Source organism: Streptomyces sp. rh34, from assembly GCF_002551245.1.
Classification (GTDB): domain Bacteria; phylum Actinomycetota; class Actinomycetes; order Streptomycetales; family Streptomycetaceae; genus Streptomyces.
Genome location: NZ_NTGZ01000187.1, coordinates 1 through 14,631 on the forward strand (window position 1 = coordinate 1; position 14,631 = coordinate 14,631).

General features: G+C 71.1%; 15 protein-coding genes, 1 tRNA gene and 2 pseudogenes. 13 read left to right on the top strand and 5 right to left on the bottom strand.

Features of this window, described 5'->3' with window-relative positions:
• From CR470_RS27225 to CR470_RS27280, 12 genes and pseudogenes are all read left to right on the top strand, one after another.
• Positions 1-542 (top strand): annotated as a pseudogene (locus CR470_RS27225) (NADH-quinone oxidoreductase subunit C); the annotation flags it as partial.
• Complete coding sequence (locus tag CR470_RS27230; RefSeq protein WP_097870162.1) at positions 539-1,507, top strand: complex I subunit 1/NuoH family protein; 969 nt, start codon at positions 539-541, stop codon at positions 1,505-1,507. The pseudogene CR470_RS27225 and the gene CR470_RS27230, both read left to right, overlap by 4 nt.
• The gene (locus tag CR470_RS27235) at positions 1,507-2,079 is read left to right on the top strand and encodes a NuoI/complex I 23 kDa subunit family protein (RefSeq protein ID WP_097870163.1); all 573 of its coding nucleotides are present in this window, start codon (positions 1,507-1,509) and stop codon (positions 2,077-2,079) included. The genes CR470_RS27230 and CR470_RS27235 overlap by 1 nt, the downstream gene beginning before the upstream one ends.
• The gene (locus CR470_RS27240) at positions 2,079-2,780 is read left to right on the top strand and encodes an NADH-quinone oxidoreductase subunit J family protein (RefSeq protein ID WP_179892384.1); all 702 of its coding nucleotides are present in this window, start codon (positions 2,079-2,081) and stop codon (positions 2,778-2,780) included. Before CR470_RS27235 ends, CR470_RS27240 begins: the two co-directional genes overlap by 1 nt.
• Complete coding sequence (nuoK, locus tag CR470_RS27245) at positions 2,780-3,208, top strand: NADH-quinone oxidoreductase subunit NuoK (protein ID WP_097870164.1); 429 nt, start codon at positions 2,780-2,782, stop codon at positions 3,206-3,208. The genes CR470_RS27240 and nuoK overlap by 1 nt, the downstream gene beginning before the upstream one ends.
• Positions 3,205-5,205 carry an NADH-quinone oxidoreductase subunit 5 family protein gene (locus CR470_RS27250; protein WP_097870165.1) on the top strand — a complete coding sequence of 667 codons (2,001 nt, stop codon included), beginning with the start codon at positions 3,205-3,207 and terminating at the stop codon, positions 5,203-5,205. The genes nuoK and CR470_RS27250 overlap by 4 nt, the downstream gene beginning before the upstream one ends.
• Positions 5,202-6,872, top strand: coding sequence for an NADH-quinone oxidoreductase subunit M (locus CR470_RS27255; RefSeq protein WP_097870166.1), 1,671 nt, complete (start codon positions 5,202-5,204; stop codon positions 6,870-6,872). The genes CR470_RS27250 and CR470_RS27255 overlap by 4 nt, the downstream gene beginning before the upstream one ends.
• Positions 6,869-8,476 carry an NADH-quinone oxidoreductase subunit N gene (locus tag CR470_RS27260; protein WP_179892385.1) on the top strand — a complete coding sequence of 536 codons (1,608 nt, stop codon included), beginning with the start codon at positions 6,869-6,871 and terminating at the stop codon, positions 8,474-8,476. Before CR470_RS27255 ends, CR470_RS27260 begins: the two co-directional genes overlap by 4 nt.
• 117 nt (positions 8,477-8,593) lie before the next feature.
• Positions 8,594-9,061, top strand: coding sequence for a large conductance mechanosensitive channel protein MscL (mscL, locus tag CR470_RS27265; RefSeq protein WP_097870167.1), 468 nt, complete (start codon positions 8,594-8,596; stop codon positions 9,059-9,061).
• 302 nt (positions 9,062-9,363) lie between these two features.
• On the top strand, positions 9,364-10,227 hold the full coding sequence (htpX, locus tag CR470_RS27270) for a zinc metalloprotease HtpX (protein WP_097870168.1): 864 nt from the start codon (positions 9,364-9,366) through the stop codon (positions 10,225-10,227).
• Positions 10,224-10,616: a YccF domain-containing protein gene (locus CR470_RS27275; protein WP_097870169.1), complete on the top strand. Its 393-nt coding sequence runs from the start codon at positions 10,224-10,226 to the stop codon at positions 10,614-10,616. The genes htpX and CR470_RS27275 overlap by 4 nt, the downstream gene beginning before the upstream one ends.
• Positions 10,617-10,738: 122 nt before the next feature.
• Positions 10,739-11,011, top strand: a complete 273-nt coding sequence (locus CR470_RS27280) for a GlsB/YeaQ/YmgE family stress response membrane protein (RefSeq protein ID WP_097870170.1) — start codon at positions 10,739-10,741, stop codon at positions 11,009-11,011.
• Between the two features lie 54 nt (positions 11,012-11,065).
• On the opposite strand, the gene CR470_RS27285 is transcribed toward CR470_RS27280, so the two are convergent.
• The 3 genes from CR470_RS27285 to CR470_RS27295 all read right to left on the bottom strand — a co-directional run bounded on the left by CR470_RS27285 (position 11,066) and on the right by CR470_RS27295 (position 13,034).
• Positions 11,066-11,761, bottom strand: a complete 696-nt coding sequence (locus CR470_RS27285; RefSeq protein ID WP_097870171.1) for an alpha-ketoglutarate-dependent dioxygenase AlkB family protein — start codon at positions 11,759-11,761, stop codon at positions 11,066-11,068.
• 3 nt (positions 11,762-11,764) lie between these two features.
• Positions 11,765-12,298: a methylated-DNA--[protein]-cysteine S-methyltransferase gene (locus CR470_RS27290; protein ID WP_097870172.1), complete on the bottom strand. Its 534-nt coding sequence runs from the start codon at positions 12,296-12,298 to the stop codon at positions 11,765-11,767.
• A gap of 247 nt (positions 12,299-12,545) precedes the next feature.
• Entirely contained in the window at positions 12,546-13,034 is a 489-nt protein-coding gene (locus CR470_RS27295) for a YajQ family cyclic di-GMP-binding protein (protein WP_006126857.1), read from the bottom strand.
• 162 nt (positions 13,035-13,196) lie between these two features.
• Here CR470_RS27295 and CR470_RS27300 point away from each other — a divergent pair.
• Positions 13,197-13,278 (top strand) — tRNA-Tyr (locus tag CR470_RS27300).
• Positions 13,279-13,364: 86 nt separating this feature from the next.
• Here CR470_RS27300 and CR470_RS27305 read toward each other — a convergent pair.
• Positions 13,365-14,021 carry an SDR family oxidoreductase gene (locus CR470_RS27305; protein ID WP_097870173.1) on the bottom strand — a complete coding sequence of 219 codons (657 nt, stop codon included), beginning with the start codon at positions 14,019-14,021 and terminating at the stop codon, positions 13,365-13,367.
• Between the two features lie 34 nt (positions 14,022-14,055).
• Positions 14,056-14,601 (bottom strand): annotated as a pseudogene (locus CR470_RS27310) (hydrolase); the annotation flags it as partial.
• Positions 14,602-14,631: the final 30 nt, after the last annotated feature.

Consider the following 14,631-nt stretch of genomic DNA (forward strand, 5'->3'; position numbering starts at 1 on the left):
GCTCCCGGTCGGCGTCCGAGGGCTCGGCAAGCCAGCAGCCGCCCCCGGACGCCCCTGCTGCGACCCCGCCCGCCCCGGCGCGCCGTTCCCGGTCGGCCTCGGAAGGTTCGGCAGGCCGGCGTCCGGCGTCGGAGGCGCCCGGGGACGCACCCGGGTCGCCGCCCCGGGTGCGCAGCACGGACGCCCCGTGGCACGACGCCCGGCCGGCCTTCGACGAACCGGAGGGACCGGAGGCCGAGTCCTCGCGGCCCCACCGGCGTTCGAGGAGCGAGGGTACGGGGGCAAAGCCCCCGGTTCGGGAAGGGGCGGGCAGGGAAGAAGCCCCGCGCAGCGGCCCCACTCCCGGCGAACCCTCCACTCCCGGCGAGGCCGCCGAGTCCGAAGGCGAACCCGCGCCCGCGGACGACCCCACCCCCACCCCCGACGAAGCCACCGCCGACGAAGCCACCCCCGGCGACGTCGCCCCCGACAAGCCCGCCCCCGACAAGCCCGCCCCCGACAGGCCCGCCCCAGACCGCCCCGCCGGAGGCGATTCCGAGTGAACGACGTTCTCGACGTCGCCCTCCGTCTGGCCATCGTCTTCGTCGTGTTCCTGGTCGCCCCCCTCCTCGTGGGTCAGACGGAACACAAGGTGATGGCCCACATGCAGGGCCGCCTGGGTCCCATGTACGCAGGGGGCTTCCACGGCTGGGCCCAGCTCGTCGCGGACGGCGTGAAGTTCGCGCAGAAGGAGGACGTGGTCCCGGCCGCCGCCGACCGCCGCGTCTTCCAGCTCGCCCCCGCCGTCGCCCTCCTCCCGTACCTCCTCGTCCTCGTGGTCATCCCCGTCGGCCCCGGCGACGGCGCGGTAGGCCAGGCCGTCGACGCGGGCATCTTCTTCGTCCTCGCCGTCATGGGCATCGGCGTCCTCGGCTCGCTCATGGCGGGCTGGGCCTCCGCCAACAAGTTCTCCCTCCTCGGCGGCCTCCGCACCGCCGCGCAGCTCCTGTCCTACGAGCTGCCGATGCTCCTGACCGCCGCCTCCGTGGCGATGGCGGCCGGGACGGTCTCGCTCACCGGCATCCTCGACGCGTTCGCGTGGTGGTGGCTGCCCTGGCAGATCGTCGGCGCCCTGGTCTTCTTCGTCGCCGGTCTCGCCGAGTTGCAGCGCCCGCCGTTCGACATGCCGGTGGCCGACTCCGAGATCATCTTCGGCGCGTACACCGAGTACACCGGTCTGCGCTTCGCCCTGTTCCTCCTCGCCGAGTACGCGGGCATCGTCGTCCTGTGCGCGCTGACCACCGTCCTGTTCCTCGGCGGTTGGCACGGCCCGTTCGGCGCCGACGGACTCGGCTGGCTCTGGACCGTCCTCAAGACCGCCCTCCTCGCGTTCGTCGTCATCTGGCTGCGCGTCAGCTACCCGCGCCTGCGTGAGGACCAGTTGCAGAAGCTCGCCTGGACCACCCTCGTCCCGCTCGCCCTCGCGCAGATCGCGCTCACCGGCATCGTGAAGGTGGCGATCAACTGATGCCCCCGATCCCCGGATCCGGCCTGGCCAAGGGCCTTGCCGTCACCCTGCGCACAATGACGAGGAAGACCGTCACCGCGCAGTACCCGGACACCCAGCCCGAACTCCCGCCCCGCTCCCGCGGCGTCATCGGGCTGTTCGAGGAGAACTGCACGGTCTGCATGCTCTGCGCCCGTGAGTGCCCCGACTGGTGCATCTACATCGACTCCCACAAGGAGACGTCGCCGCCCGCCGCCCCCGGCGGCCGTGAGCGCAGCCGGAACGTCCTCGACCGCTTCGCCATCGACTTCTCCCTCTGCATGTACTGCGGTATCTGCATCGAGGTGTGCCCCTTCGACGCACTGTTCTGGTCGCCCGAATTCGAGTACGCGGAGACGGACATCCACGAACTCACCCACGAGCGCGACAAGCTCCGCGAGTGGATGTGGACCGTGCCGGAGCCGCCCGCCCTCGACCCCGGGGCCGAGGAACCGAAGGAGATCGCCGCCGCCCGCAAGGCCGCTGACAAGCTTGCCGCCCAACGCGCGCAGGAACAGCGGGACCAGGCAGACGAGAAGGGAGGGACCCCCTGATGTTGCACACCACACCCTCCTTGCTCAACGCCACCGCCACCGCCACCGCCACCGCTACCTCCACTGCCGCAGGCGACCACCCCGGCTTCCTCTCCCCGTCCGGCGTCGAGATCGCGTTTCTCCTCGTCGGCCTCGCCACCCTCGGCGCCGCCGTCATCACCGTCACGACCAGGCAACTGGTGCACGCCGCGCTCTGGCTCGTCGTGGCGCTCGGCGGACTGGCCGTCGAGTACCTCCTGCTCACCGCGGAGTTCATCGCCTGGGTCCAGGTACTGATCTACGTCGGTTCCGTCGTCGTCCTCCTCCTCTTCGGCCTGATGCTCACCCGGGCCCCCATCGGCCGCTCCCCGGACGCCGATTCAGACCATCGGTGGGTCGCCCTCGGGGTGGCGGCCGCCGCGGCGGTCGCCCTCGTCTGGGTCGTGGTCGACGCCTTCCGCACCACCTGGATCGACCTCGACGGGCCGGCCCGCGGCTCCACCGAGGTCACCGGCGCCTTCCTGTTCCGGAACTGGGTGCTGCCCTTCGAGGCACTCTCCGTCCTGTTGCTCGCCGCCCTCGTCGGCGCGATCGTCCTGTCCCGCAAACACGACACGGACACCACGGTCCGCCCCGGCACCGACGGGACAGCCAACCCCAGGACCGTGAAGCAGCGCCCGTCCGCCTCGCCCGGCACCCCCGGCCCGGAGGAGCAGAGCTGATGCACCTCGCCTATCCCGCCGTGCTCGCCGCCCTCCTCTTCTGCACCGGCCTCTACGGCGTCCTCGCCCGCCGCAACGCGATCCTGGTCCTGATGTCCGTCGAGCTCATGCTCAACGCCGTCAACCTCAACCTCGTCGCCTTCGACGTCTGGCTCCGCGACACCCTCCACTCCGGCCAGGCACTCACGCTCTTCACCATCGCCATCGCCGCCGCCGAGATCGGCATCGGCCTCGCGATCGTCCTGGCCGTCTACCGCAACCGGGGCACCTCCGACATCGACCGGCTCCGCGACACCGCCGAGACCGACGACGCCGAGACGCTCCCCGACGGCGTCGACGGCGCGGAGTCGGCCCCCGGCCGGGCGGACGGGAGAACAGGGAAGACAGGGAAGACAGGGAAGACGAAGAAGGCAGAGGCCACCACGTGACCACCACGACCCTCGCCGCCCTCGTCCCCCTCCTCCCGTTCCTCGGGGCCCTCACCGGCCTCGCCGTCGGCCGTACCGCCCCCGGCTTCGTCCGCCCGCTGGCGATCCTCCCGACCCTCACCGCGGCCGTTCTCGCCGTGGTCGTCGCCGTCCGCCAGGGCGGCGGCCGGGCCGTCGACGCCGCGACCCAGCTCACGCCCACCGGCTCGGTCCCGATCGACCTGGCGCTGCACCTCGACGGCTTCGCCGTTCTGGTCGCCGTCCTCGTGACCGTCGTCGCCACCTGCGTACAGCTCTACTCCACCGCCTACCTCCGCGACGACGCCCGCTACCCCTCCTACGCGGCCCTCATCTCCCTCTTCACCTCCGCGATGCTCCTGGTCGTCTACTCCGGCGACCTGATGGTGCTCCTGGTCGGCTGGGAGATCATGGGCATCTGCTCGTACTTCCTCGTCGGCCACTACTGGGAGACGCCCGAGGCCCGGGCCGCCTCCCTCAAGGCCTTCCTGGTCACCAAGCTCGGCGACGTCCCCTTCCTGATCGGTCTGTTCGCGCTCGCCGCCGACACCGGCAGCTTCCGGATCACCAAGATCCTCGCCGCCGTCGGCAACGGTGGACTCGACCACCCCACCGCCATCGCCCTGCTGCTCCTCGCGGGCGTCGCGGGCAAGTCGGCCCAGTTCCCCCTGCACACCTGGCTGCCCGACGCGATGGCCGGCCCCACCCCCGTCTCCGCGCTCATCCACGCCGCGACGATGGTCGCCGCCGGCATCTACTTCGTGGCCCGGCTGCTGCCCGTCTTCGCGGCCTCCGGCGCGGCGCTCGTCGTCCTCGCCGTGATGGCCGCCGTCACGATGATCGGGTCCGGGCTCGCCGCCCTCGCCCAGGACGACATCAAACGCGTCCTCGCCTACTCGACCATCGGCCAGCTCGGCTACATGTCGGGCGCCCTGGCCGTCGGCGACCGGGGTGCGGCGGTCTTCCACCTGATCTCGCACGGTGCGTTCAAAGCGGTCCTCTTCCTCGCCGCGGGCGTCGTCATCCACGCCGCGGGCACCAACTCGCTCGCCGCCATGTCCCGGATGGGAGGGCTCGCCCGCCGTATCCCGGACGCCTTCTGGACGATGACCGTCGCGCTCCTAGCCCTGGCCGCCATCCCGCCGTTCGCCGGCTTCTTCTCCAAGGAAGCCGTCCTCGTCGCCGCCGAGCACACCGCCCTCGGAGACCGGAGCGTCGCCCCGGCCGCCGCAGGGTGGACGATCCTGGTCGCCGGGCTCCTCGCCGCCGTCCTGACCGCCGCCTACGCCGTACGCCTCTGGCTCCTCGCCTTCCGCGGGCGCGGCGCGGAAGCCCCCGACCACGGCAAGCAGCCCGCCGCCATGACCTCCGTCCTGTGGATCCTGGCCGTCCCCACCATCGGCTTCGGCCTCACCGTCGGCATGATCGGCGACTGGTTCGACGGGCACGGACTCACCCCGTCCCTCACCACCGCCGTCCTCTCCACCGGCGTCACGCTCGTCGGCGGCCTCGTCACCTACGGTGCGTGGCGACACACCACCGCCGTCGCCGCCCGCACCCCCATCGGCGCCGTCGCCGCCCACCCCGGTGCCGAACCCGCCCTCGTCGAAGCCGAGGCCATGACGTCCCACACCGCCGTCTACGGCACCATCGCGGACGCCCCCGACCCGGCCGACCCCGGCAGGCTCCTCCTCGGGCCCCTGCACCGCCACGCGGCCACCGGCTTCCACCTCGACGCCCTGTACACGGTGCTGTTCGTCCGGCCCGTCCAGGGAGCCGCCCGCCTCGTCCGCTTCCTGGACCGCGAGGTCGTCGACACCTACGTCAACGGAACGGGCGCTGTCACGCGCCTCCTCGGCACCGCTGTCCGCCGGGCCCAGACCGGCAACGTGCAGACCTACGCCGGCGCCCTGCTCGCCGGGTCCCTCGTCCTGGCGATCGCCGCCGTCGTCTTCGCCAACGTCAACGCGGGGTCGTGACCGTGATCGATATCAGTGCGTCCGTGATGCAGTTCCTTCTGGCGTTCCTCGTCGTCGCCCCGCTCCTCGGCGCCGTCGCGGCCCTGCTCCCCGCCCCGCCCGGGCTCAAGGGGAAGAACCCCGACCAGGCCGTGCTCCGCCACGGCGTGACCGTCACCGGTGCCGTCCTCGTCGCCGCGATCGTCCTGGCCGCCGGCTTCGACCACGACCACCCCGCCACGATGCAGGCGACCACCGACATCAGCTGGATCCCGGCGCTCGACGTCCGCATCCACCTCGGCATCGACGGCATCTCGCTCCCCCTCCTGGTCCTGACCGCGCTGCTGACCTTCCTCTGCGCGCTGTACAGCTATTTCAAGCTGCCCGCGGGCCCCTCACCGAAGGCTTTCGTCGCCCTCGTCCTCGTCCTGGAGTCCGGCACCCTCGCCACCTTCGCCGTCCTCGACCTGCTGCTCTTCTTCCTCGCCTTCGAGATGGTCCTCATCCCGATGTACTTCCTCATCGCCCGCTGGGGCGGCGGCCAACGGCAGGCGGCCGCCTGGAAGTTCATCCTCTACACCCTGCTCGGCTCGGTCGTCATGCTGTTGGGCATCCTCCTCATCGGGCTGAAGAGCGGCACCTTCGACATGGTGGCACTCGCCACTGACAACGGCCGGGGCCTCACCACATCCGTGCAGGGCATCGCCGTACTCGCGATCGGTGTCGGCCTCGCTGTGAAGACCCCGATGTGGCCCCTGCACAGCTGGCTTCCCGACGCCCACACCGCCGCCCCCACCGTCGGGTCGGTGCTCCTCGCGGGCGTCCTGCTGAAGATGGGAACGTACGGATTCGTCCGGATCCTGCTCCCCATCACCCCCGACGGCATGCGGACCTTCGCGCCCTACCTCGCGGCGTTCGCCGTCGTCGGCATCGTCTACGGCTCCCTCGCCTGCCTGGCCCTGGCCCGTACCGGCGCCAAGGGCGATCTCAAGCGGCTCATCGCCTACTCGTCCGTCGGCCACATGGGCTTCGTCCTGCTCGGCATCGCCACCATGACCCCCACCGGAGTCAACGGCGCGCTCTTCGCCAACATCGCCCACGGCCTCATCACCGGCCTGTTGTTCTTCCTCGTCGGCGCCGTCAAGGACCGCTACGGCACCGCCGACCTCGACACCCTCGCCGGAGCGACCGGGGCCGCCCTCTACGGCCGGGCGCCCCGCCTCGGCGCGCTGCTCGCCTTCGCCGCCATCGCCTCGCTCGGCCTCCCCGGACTCGCCGGATTCTGGGGCGAGATGCTCACCCTGTTCGGCGCGTACAGCCCCGCCGAAGGCCTCAGCCGCCCCGCGTTCCGCACGTTCATGGCCATCGGGGCGTTCGGCACCCTGCTCACCGCCGCGTACATGCTCATCGTCGTCCGCCGCGTCTGCATGGGCGAGCACCCGCCCCACTCCCGGCTGTCGCCCGACGGCCGGACCCAGCGAGCGGCGGACGGCCCGCAGCCGTCCGCGGCCACCGGAGCCCGGCCCGCCCCCTCCACCACCCCGCAGCTCGCCGACATCCAGACGTACGAAGCCGCCACCTGGACCCCGCTCGCCGCGCTCACCGTCCTCGCCGGTCTCTGGCCCGCCGTTCTCCTCGGCCTCACCGACCCGGCCGTGCAGAAGCTCCTCGCAGGAGGCAAGTCGTGACCGCGGACCTCAGCACCGCCCCGGGCCTGGCCGCCTCCGGCACCGGCGACGCCGCCGGAAGCCTCCTCGCCTCCGGCACCCCCAGCCTCGTCCAGTCCATCGACTGGCTCGCCATCGCACCCCCCACCCTCACCGCGCTCGCCGCCCTGATCGTCCTGGTCGCCGACCTGTTCCTGCCCGCGCACCGCAAACAGCTCCTCGGCTACGGCGCCCTCACCGCCCTCGCCGCCGCCCTGGCGCTCCTGATCCCCCTGCGCGCCGGGGACCGGGCCACCTTCTGCGTCACCACCGGCGCCCAGGCCTGCAGCTACACCGCCGACCACTTCACCCTCGTCATCCAGGCCCTCGTCCTCGGCGGCGCGTTCCTCACCGTCCTGCTCTCGCTCGACGACACCCGGAAACTGCCGGCGGGGGAGTTCTGGTTCCTGCTCCTGGCCTCCGCCTCCGGGGCCGCCCTGCTGCCCGCCTCCCGCGACCTCGCCACGCTCGTCGTCGCCCTCGAAGTCGCCTCGCTGCCCGCGTTCGCGCTCGTCGGCATCGTGCGTGGCGACCGGCGCTCCTCCGAGGCCGCGCTGAAGTTCTTCCTGTCCTCCGTCGTCGCCACCGCCGTCATGCTGCTCGGCGTCAGCTTCGTGTACGCGACCACCGGCACCCTGCACCTCACCGAGATCGCCGACCGCCTCGACGACGTACCCCCGGTCCTCGACACCCTCGCCAAGGCCGGCGTCGCCCTCACCCTCGTCGGGTTCGCCTTCAAGACCGCAGCCGCGCCCTTCCACTTCTGGGTCCCCGACACCTACGTCGGCGCGCCCCTCCCCATCGCCGCCTATCTCTCCGTCGTCGGGAAGGCCGTCGGGTTCTCGGGGCTCATTCTGGTCACCGTCATCGCGTTCCCCTCCTACGCCGACGTGTGGGGGCCCGCGATCGCCGTCCTCGCCGCCCTCACCATGACCGTCGGCAACGTCGCGGCCCTCCGCCAGAACGCCGACCGCGCCCGCAGCGCCGTCCGCCTCCTCGCCTGGTCCTCGGTCGCCCAGGCCGGCTACCTCCTGGTCCCGATCGCCGCCGCCGCGTACTCCGGCAACGACCAGATCGGCTCCACCGTGGCGTACGCCCTCATGTACGCCGTCGTGAACCTGGGGGCGTTCGCCGTCGCCGCCGTCGTCGCCCGCACCCATCCCGGCAACCGGCTCTCCGACTACCGGGGCCTGTACGCCACCCGTCCGCTCGCGGCCCTGGCCCTCGGGTTCTTCCTGCTCTGCCTGGCCGGACTGCCGCCCGGCATCATCGGGCTCTTCGCGAAGGTCACCGTCTTCTCCGCGGCCGTCGACGCGGGCCTCGGCTGGCTCGCCGTGGTCATGGCCGTCAACGTGGTGATCGCTCTCTACTACTACCTTCAGTGGACCGCGATCCTTTTCCGTACGCCCGAGGGCGCCCCGGAAACCACCGGGGCCGCCACCGGATCCACGGCCTCCGTTCCACCACGCCGATTCTCGACCCCCACCCCGCTCACCACGGCGATCGTGCTGACCGCCACCGCCGGAATCCTGCTCTCCGGGGCCCCGCAGGCCGTCCTGCGCTTCGCCTCCGTCAGCCTTTTCTGAGGCATCCCGGCCCCGGAAGATCGGTTTGCCCGCGGCCCCCGCCGCAGGGCATGGTCTTGACTGCATACGTCACGTAATCGGCGTGGACGTGTCGGGAGCAAGAGGAAAGAGAGAGCAGTGCTGAACGGGTTCAAGGACTTCATCCTGCGCGGGAACGTCATCTCGATGGCGATCGGTCTCGCTGTCGGGGCCGCTTTCACCGCCGTGGTCACGGGCTTCAGCAATGCGTTCATCACACCGCTGATCGGCCTCGCCACCCGCGGCACCGGAGACTTCAGCAAGGCCTCCTACGAGGTGGACGGCGTCGTGTTCCCCTATGGCCTCTTCATCAGCGCCGCGATCGCCTTCCTGATCACCGCCGCGGTGCTGTACTTCTGCGTCGTGGTCCCCATGGCCAAGGTGCAGAACCGCTTCACCAAGGAGGAAGAGGAGGAGGCCGTCGACATCAAGGCCGCCCTCCGCGACTGCCCGCGCTGCTTCAGCGAGATCCCCTCCGTCGCCTCCCGCTGCGGCCACTGCACCAGCGAGGTCGAGCCCGACCCCGAGGCACTCTCCCTCGCCAAGCTCCCCGCGCAGCAGCACTGACCGGACAGCAGCTGACCGGACAGCAGCACTGAACGAAACAGCAGCACTGACCGCGGCGACGCACGCATACCCGTATGACCATCGCACCACGAGGAAGCCCGCCACCCGTACGGCCCAGCGCCACTCCGTACGGGGCCGGGCGCCCGACCGGCGCGAACACGCGGCACAGCCCCGCCCTCCGGCCGCACGCACAAGGGAACTAGCTCCTCCCGCCTGGCGTTGACCAGTACAGGAGGCTCCACTGGGGAGTGGAGCACCACCATGCAAAGGGTTCCCCTGCTGCACCACTTGGAGGGCGTACCGTGCACCGCCGGCACAACGGGCTGAAGACCGCCGTACTCCTCGGGGGACTGTCCGCTCTCATCATCGTCATCGGCAGTTTCTTCGGACGTACGGGCCTCGTCGTCGCGCTCCTGGTAGCCGTCGGCACCAACGCCTACGCCTACTGGAACAGCGACAAGCTGGCGCTGCGGGCCATGCGCGCCCGACCCGTCAGCGAGTTCGAGGCGCCGCAGCTCTACCGCATCGTCCGCGAGCTCTCCACGGCGGCCCGCCAGCCCATGCCGCGCCTCTACATCTCCCCGACGCAGGCGCCCAACGCGTTCGCCACCGGCCGCAACCCGCGCCACGCCGCCGTCTGCTGTACCGAGGGCATCCTCCAGATCCTCGACGAACGCGAGCTGCGCGGCGTCCTCGGCCACGAGCTGAGCCATGTCTACAACCGGGACATCCTCATCTCGTCCGTCGCCGGAGCCCTCGCCTCCGTCGTGATGTTCCTGGTCAACTTCGCCTGGCTCATCCCGGTGGGCCGCTCCAACGACGACGAGGGGCCCGGCCTTCTCGGCATGCTTCTGATCATGATCCTGGGACCGCTCGCCGCCTCCGTCATCCAGCTCGCCGTCAGCCGCTCCCGGGAGTACGAGGCCGACGCGTCCGGGGCCCAGCTCACCGGCGACCCGCTGGCCCTCGCCAGTGCTCTGCGCAAGCTCGACGCCGGAACGAAACAGCTCCCGTTGCCGCCCGAGCCCAGGATCGAGACCGCGAGCCACATGATGATCGCGAATCCGTTCCGCCCCGGCCGGGGGACGGCGAGAATGTTCTCCACCCACCCGCCGATGGCGGAGCGGATCGCCCGACTAGAACAGATGGCAGGTCATCGCCCGTGAAAACCATCCTGAACGTCATCTGGCTGATCCTCTGCGGATTCTGGATGTTCCTCGGCTACCTGGTCGCGGGCCTTCTGCTCTGCATCACCATCATCGGCATCCCCTTCGGGCTCGCCGCCTTCAGGATCGGCGTCTACGCCCTCTGGCCGTTCGGCTACACCGTCGTCGACCGCCGGGACGCGGGCTCGCCCTCCTGCGTGGGGAACGTCCTCTGGCTGATCCTCGCCGGCTGGTGGCTCACCCTCGGCCACATCACCACCGGCATCGCGCTGTGCATCACGATCATCGGCATCCCTCTGGGCATCGCCAACTTCAAACTGATCCCCGTCTCCCTCATGCCCTTCGGCAAGGAGATCGTCCGCACGGACCAGCCCTTCGCCGCCCGGTAGCCCGCCCCGCCGCCCACCGGCCGGGGCACCCGTCCTGACCTCGACGGACACGCCCCGGGCAACCGAACGCATGCCCGCGACGTCTTGGGTTCCAAGACGAAGCAAGGGGTAGGTGCAGCCACATGGGCATCATCAGTTGGATCATTCTCGGGCTGCTCGCCGGAGTCATAGCGAAAATCCTCCTCCCGGGACGCGACCCGGGAGGCATCATCGGCACCACCCTCATCGGCATCGCCGGGGCCTTCGTCGGAGGCTGGCTCTCCAGTAAATTCCTCGACCGCCCCATCAGCAACGACTTCTACGACACCGCGACCTGGATCGCCGCCATCGCCGGTTCACTGGTCCTGCTCATCGCCTATCGGCTGCTGTTCGGCAACTCCCGCGAACGCCGCTGACCCCGGGGGCCGGCGGACACCGGGGCCCGTGAGCGGCCGGCGGCGCACCTCGCCCTACCGCGAGTCCCGTGACGTCATCCCGGTCTCCCGCAACGTCAGGTTCAACCGGCCGGCCCGCAGCCCCGCGGCCGGGTCGGCCGGTCCCGCGTACACCTTCGGTACCCCGTGGAACGCGAAACGCGACGGCCCACCGAAGACGAACAGATCCCCGGACCCCAACTCCACATCCGTGTGGGGCTGCCCGCGTCCCTCCGTGTTCCCGAAGCGGAACACGCATCTCGCTCCGATGCTCAACGACACCACAGGAGCGCTCGACCGCTCCTCCTTGTCCTGATGCATGCCCATCCGCGCGGTGTCGTCGTAGAAGTTGATCAGCGCGGTATCCGGCGCGAACGCCTCCGCCGCACCCTCGTCCCCGTACGCCTCGGACACCGCCGCCCGCCCCAGATCGCCCAGCCAGTCCGGGAACGCGGCCACCCGGGCACCGTTCACGTCGTCAGCCGTACGCGCGTACCGGTACGGCTGCCAGTGCCACCCCAGGCACACCGTCCGCACCGACATCACCCCGCCGCCCGGCAGCACCGTATGCCGCAACGGGACCGGCCCCCGCGCCCACTGACGGCACGCCGCCACCAACTCCGCCCGCCGCTCCACCGGCAGCCACTCCGGCACATGGACGGCCCCCGGCGCGACCACCCTCCGCGGCCGCCGGAAGAGGCCGTCCGAGGACGGCGGCAGTCCTGGCTCCATGGCTCAGCCCACCCCGCCCTCGATCCCCAGCAGCAGCCTCTTCCGCTCCAGCCCGCCCGCGTACCCCCGCAGCGCTCCGTCCGCCCCGATCACCCGGTGGCACGGCCGCACGACCAGCAACGGATTGCGCCCGATCGCCGTGCCCACCGCGCGCACCCCCGCACCCGAGGCCCCGACCAGCGCCGCGACCTCCCCGTACGACACCGTGCTCCCGTACGGGATCGACTCCAGCACCGCCCAGACCCGCCGCTGGAACTCCGTGCCCGCACCCTCCGCCAGCGGCACGTCGAACCGTGTCGAGCGCCCCGCGAAGTACGCCTCCAACTGCCGGGCGACCTCCGCGAACGCCGCGGGGGCGTGCCGCCAGCCGTCCTGGACGACCGCGCCGCCCTTCTGGCCGGGCATCGACAACGAGCGCAGCCGGACCCCGGCCGTCGCGGGCACACCGGCTGTGCCCGGCTCGTCCGCCACCACCTCGCCGACCAGCAGCAACTCGCCCAGCGGGCTCTCCACCCACGCGTACACCGTCGTCGTCATGCCTTCTCACTTCCCCGGTCGGTACGGCCAGTCTGCGCCCGCCCGCCGTGCCCCCACCGGCGGTATTCGGACATCGCGCCCGCGCCCCGGGGCCTGGCACACGAAGAGGCACGCCGTCGAGGTCGGCCCCGGCGGTGTGCCCCCGTTGTGCTCAGCTCAGCTCAGTTCGGCTCAGTTCGGATCAGTTCAGTTCGGCTCGGTTCGGCTCAAGCGATCCGGCAACGCCCGTACGGATCGAGACAGTTCATCACCGGTAGTTGACGAACTGCACCGCGAAGTCGAAGTCCTGCCCCTTGAGCAGCGCCTGCACGGCCTGCAGATCATCCCGGCTCTTCGAGCTGACCCGCAGCTCGTCACCCTGGACCTGCGCCTTGACGCCCTTCGGACCCTCGTCGCGGATGATCTTCGCCACCTTCTTGGCGTTGTCCTGGGAGATGCCTTCCTCGATCGTGGCGAAGATCTTGTACTCCTTGCCGGAGAGCTGCGGCTCACCGGCGTCCAGCGACTTCAGCGAGATGCCGCGCTTGATCAGCTTGGACTGGAAGATGTCGAGGATGGCCTTGACGCGCTCCTCGCCGTTCGCCTCCATCAGAATCTTCTCGCCCGACCACGAGATCGAGGCGCCCGTGCCCTTGAAGTCGTAACGCTGGGAGATCTCCTTGGCGGCCTGGTTGAGGGCGTTGTCGACCTCCTGCCGCTCGACCTTCGAGACGATGTCGAAACTGGAGTCGGCCATGACGTGTGGCTCCTTGCGTCGAATGCTGGGGATACAGCGCAAGCCTAGCCACCGCCGCCCCCCGTGGCCGCTGATCAATCAGGTGGCGGAGCACCCCTGGCCATCAGGTATTGTTTACGTCGTCGCCAAGGAGCTCACCACGAGATCCAACGCGTCGTTCGAGGCGGTGTGCCCGAGTGGCCAAAGGGAGCAGACTGTAAATCTGCCGGCTCAGCCTACCCAGGTTCGAACCCTGGCGCCGCCACGCGAACGAAGCCCCCGACCGGTTCTTCCGGTCGGGGGCTTCGTCGTTGTCCGGGCGCGGAGTTCCGCCGGGGAGTCCGCTGCGGATCAGTTGCCCGCGACGTCCTTCACGGCCACCGTGACCGGCACGTTCCCGGAGATCGCCTCCAGGGTCAGGCCCGCCGTGGCCGGGGTGTCCAGCAGCTCCAGCAGCGTGGCCGCCACGTCGTCGCGGGGGATCGGGCCGCGGCCCGTCGAGGCGGCCAGGAGGACCTGCCCGGTGCCCGCGTCGTTGGTCAGCATGCCGGGGCGCAGGATCGTCCAGTCCAGTGCGGTGCGGGAGCGTACGTCGGCGTCGGCGGCGCCCTTGGCCCTCAGATACACGTCGAAGACCTCGTCGCCGGGGTGGTCGGGGTCGGCGCCCATCGAGGAGACGACGAGGTAGCGGCGGACGCCCGCCGCCTCGGCCGCGTCGGCGAACAGCACGGCCGCGTCGCGGTCGACGGTGTCCTTGCGGGCGACGCCGCTGTTGGGCCCCGCGCCCGCGGCGAAGACGGCCGCGTCCGCGCCGCGCAGCACCTCCGCGGTCTGCTCCACGGTGGCCGTTTCGAGGTCCAGCACGGCGGGTCGGGCACCGGCTTCGGTCAGGTCCTGACTCTGTTGGGGGTTGCGGATGATCCCTACGGCTTCATCCCCGCGTGCGGCGAGCAGCCGCTCCAGCCGTAGTGCGATCTGTCCGTGTCCACCTGCGATGACAATGCGCATATCACCGACCGTACGCCCAGGGGCCTGGTCGCGCTCAGTTCCTCGGCCCGGCGCCGGAGTCGGGCCGCCCCTGGCGCGGGAGTCCGCCGAGCCTCGCGTCGGCGTCGGCGTCGGAGTCGCAGTACTCGCGCACGGCGCTGGTGCGGGCGACGATCCGGCCGCCGTGGATGACGATGCGGCTGTAGCCGAGGGAGAGCGCCGCGGAGAGCCGTTCACCGCGTACGGCGAGGAGCTCGGCGGGGAAGCCCGCCTCGACGCGCACGCAGGGAAGGCCGAGTGCCGCGCGGGCGGCCGTGGAGACCAACGCGTACGCCTGTTCGGCGCGTAGCCCTGCCTGCGAGGCGAGGAGGTAGGCGGCTTCGAGCGGATCGCCGCGACCGACCGGGTTGGCCGTGTCCCGCACCGCACCGCTGCCCGCCGCGACGCGCACGCCGGCGGAGCGCAGCAGGCGTACGGGGGCGGTGGTACGCCGCTCGGCGCCGGCGCAGCCGCCCTGGGGCAGGCAGACCACCGTGATCCCCGCGGCGGCGAGCTGGTCGGCGGCACGGGTCGCGGCCTCCAGCGGCAGGTGGGCCAGGCCTGTCTCTTATACACATCTCTGATGGCGCGA

Excerpts from the sequence above, each read along its gene's own strand:
- CR470_RS27235 (WP_097870163.1), top strand. The coding sequence starts at position 1,507 with ATGCCCCCGATCCCCGGATCCGGCCTGGCCAAGGGCCTTGCCGTCACC.
- CR470_RS27240 (WP_179892384.1), top strand. The coding sequence starts at position 2,079 with ATGTTGCACACCACACCCTCCTTGCTCAACGCCACCGCCACCGCCACC.
- nuoK (WP_097870164.1), top strand. The coding sequence starts at position 2,780 with ATGCACCTCGCCTATCCCGCCGTGCTCGCCGCCCTCCTCTTCTGCACC.
- CR470_RS27280 (WP_097870170.1), top strand. The coding sequence starts at position 10,739 with ATGGGCATCATCAGTTGGATCATTCTCGGGCTGCTCGCCGGAGTCATA.
- CR470_RS27285 (WP_097870171.1), bottom strand. The coding sequence starts at position 11,761 with ATGGAGCCAGGACTGCCGCCGTCCTCGGACGGCCTCTTCCGGCGGCCG.
- CR470_RS27290 (WP_097870172.1), bottom strand. The coding sequence starts at position 12,298 with ATGACGACGACGGTGTACGCGTGGGTGGAGAGCCCGCTGGGCGAGTTG.
- CR470_RS27295 (WP_006126857.1), bottom strand. The coding sequence starts at position 13,034 with ATGGCCGACTCCAGTTTCGACATCGTCTCGAAGGTCGAGCGGCAGGAG.
- CR470_RS27305 (WP_097870173.1), bottom strand. The coding sequence starts at position 14,021 with ATGCGCATTGTCATCGCAGGTGGACACGGACAGATCGCACTACGGCTG.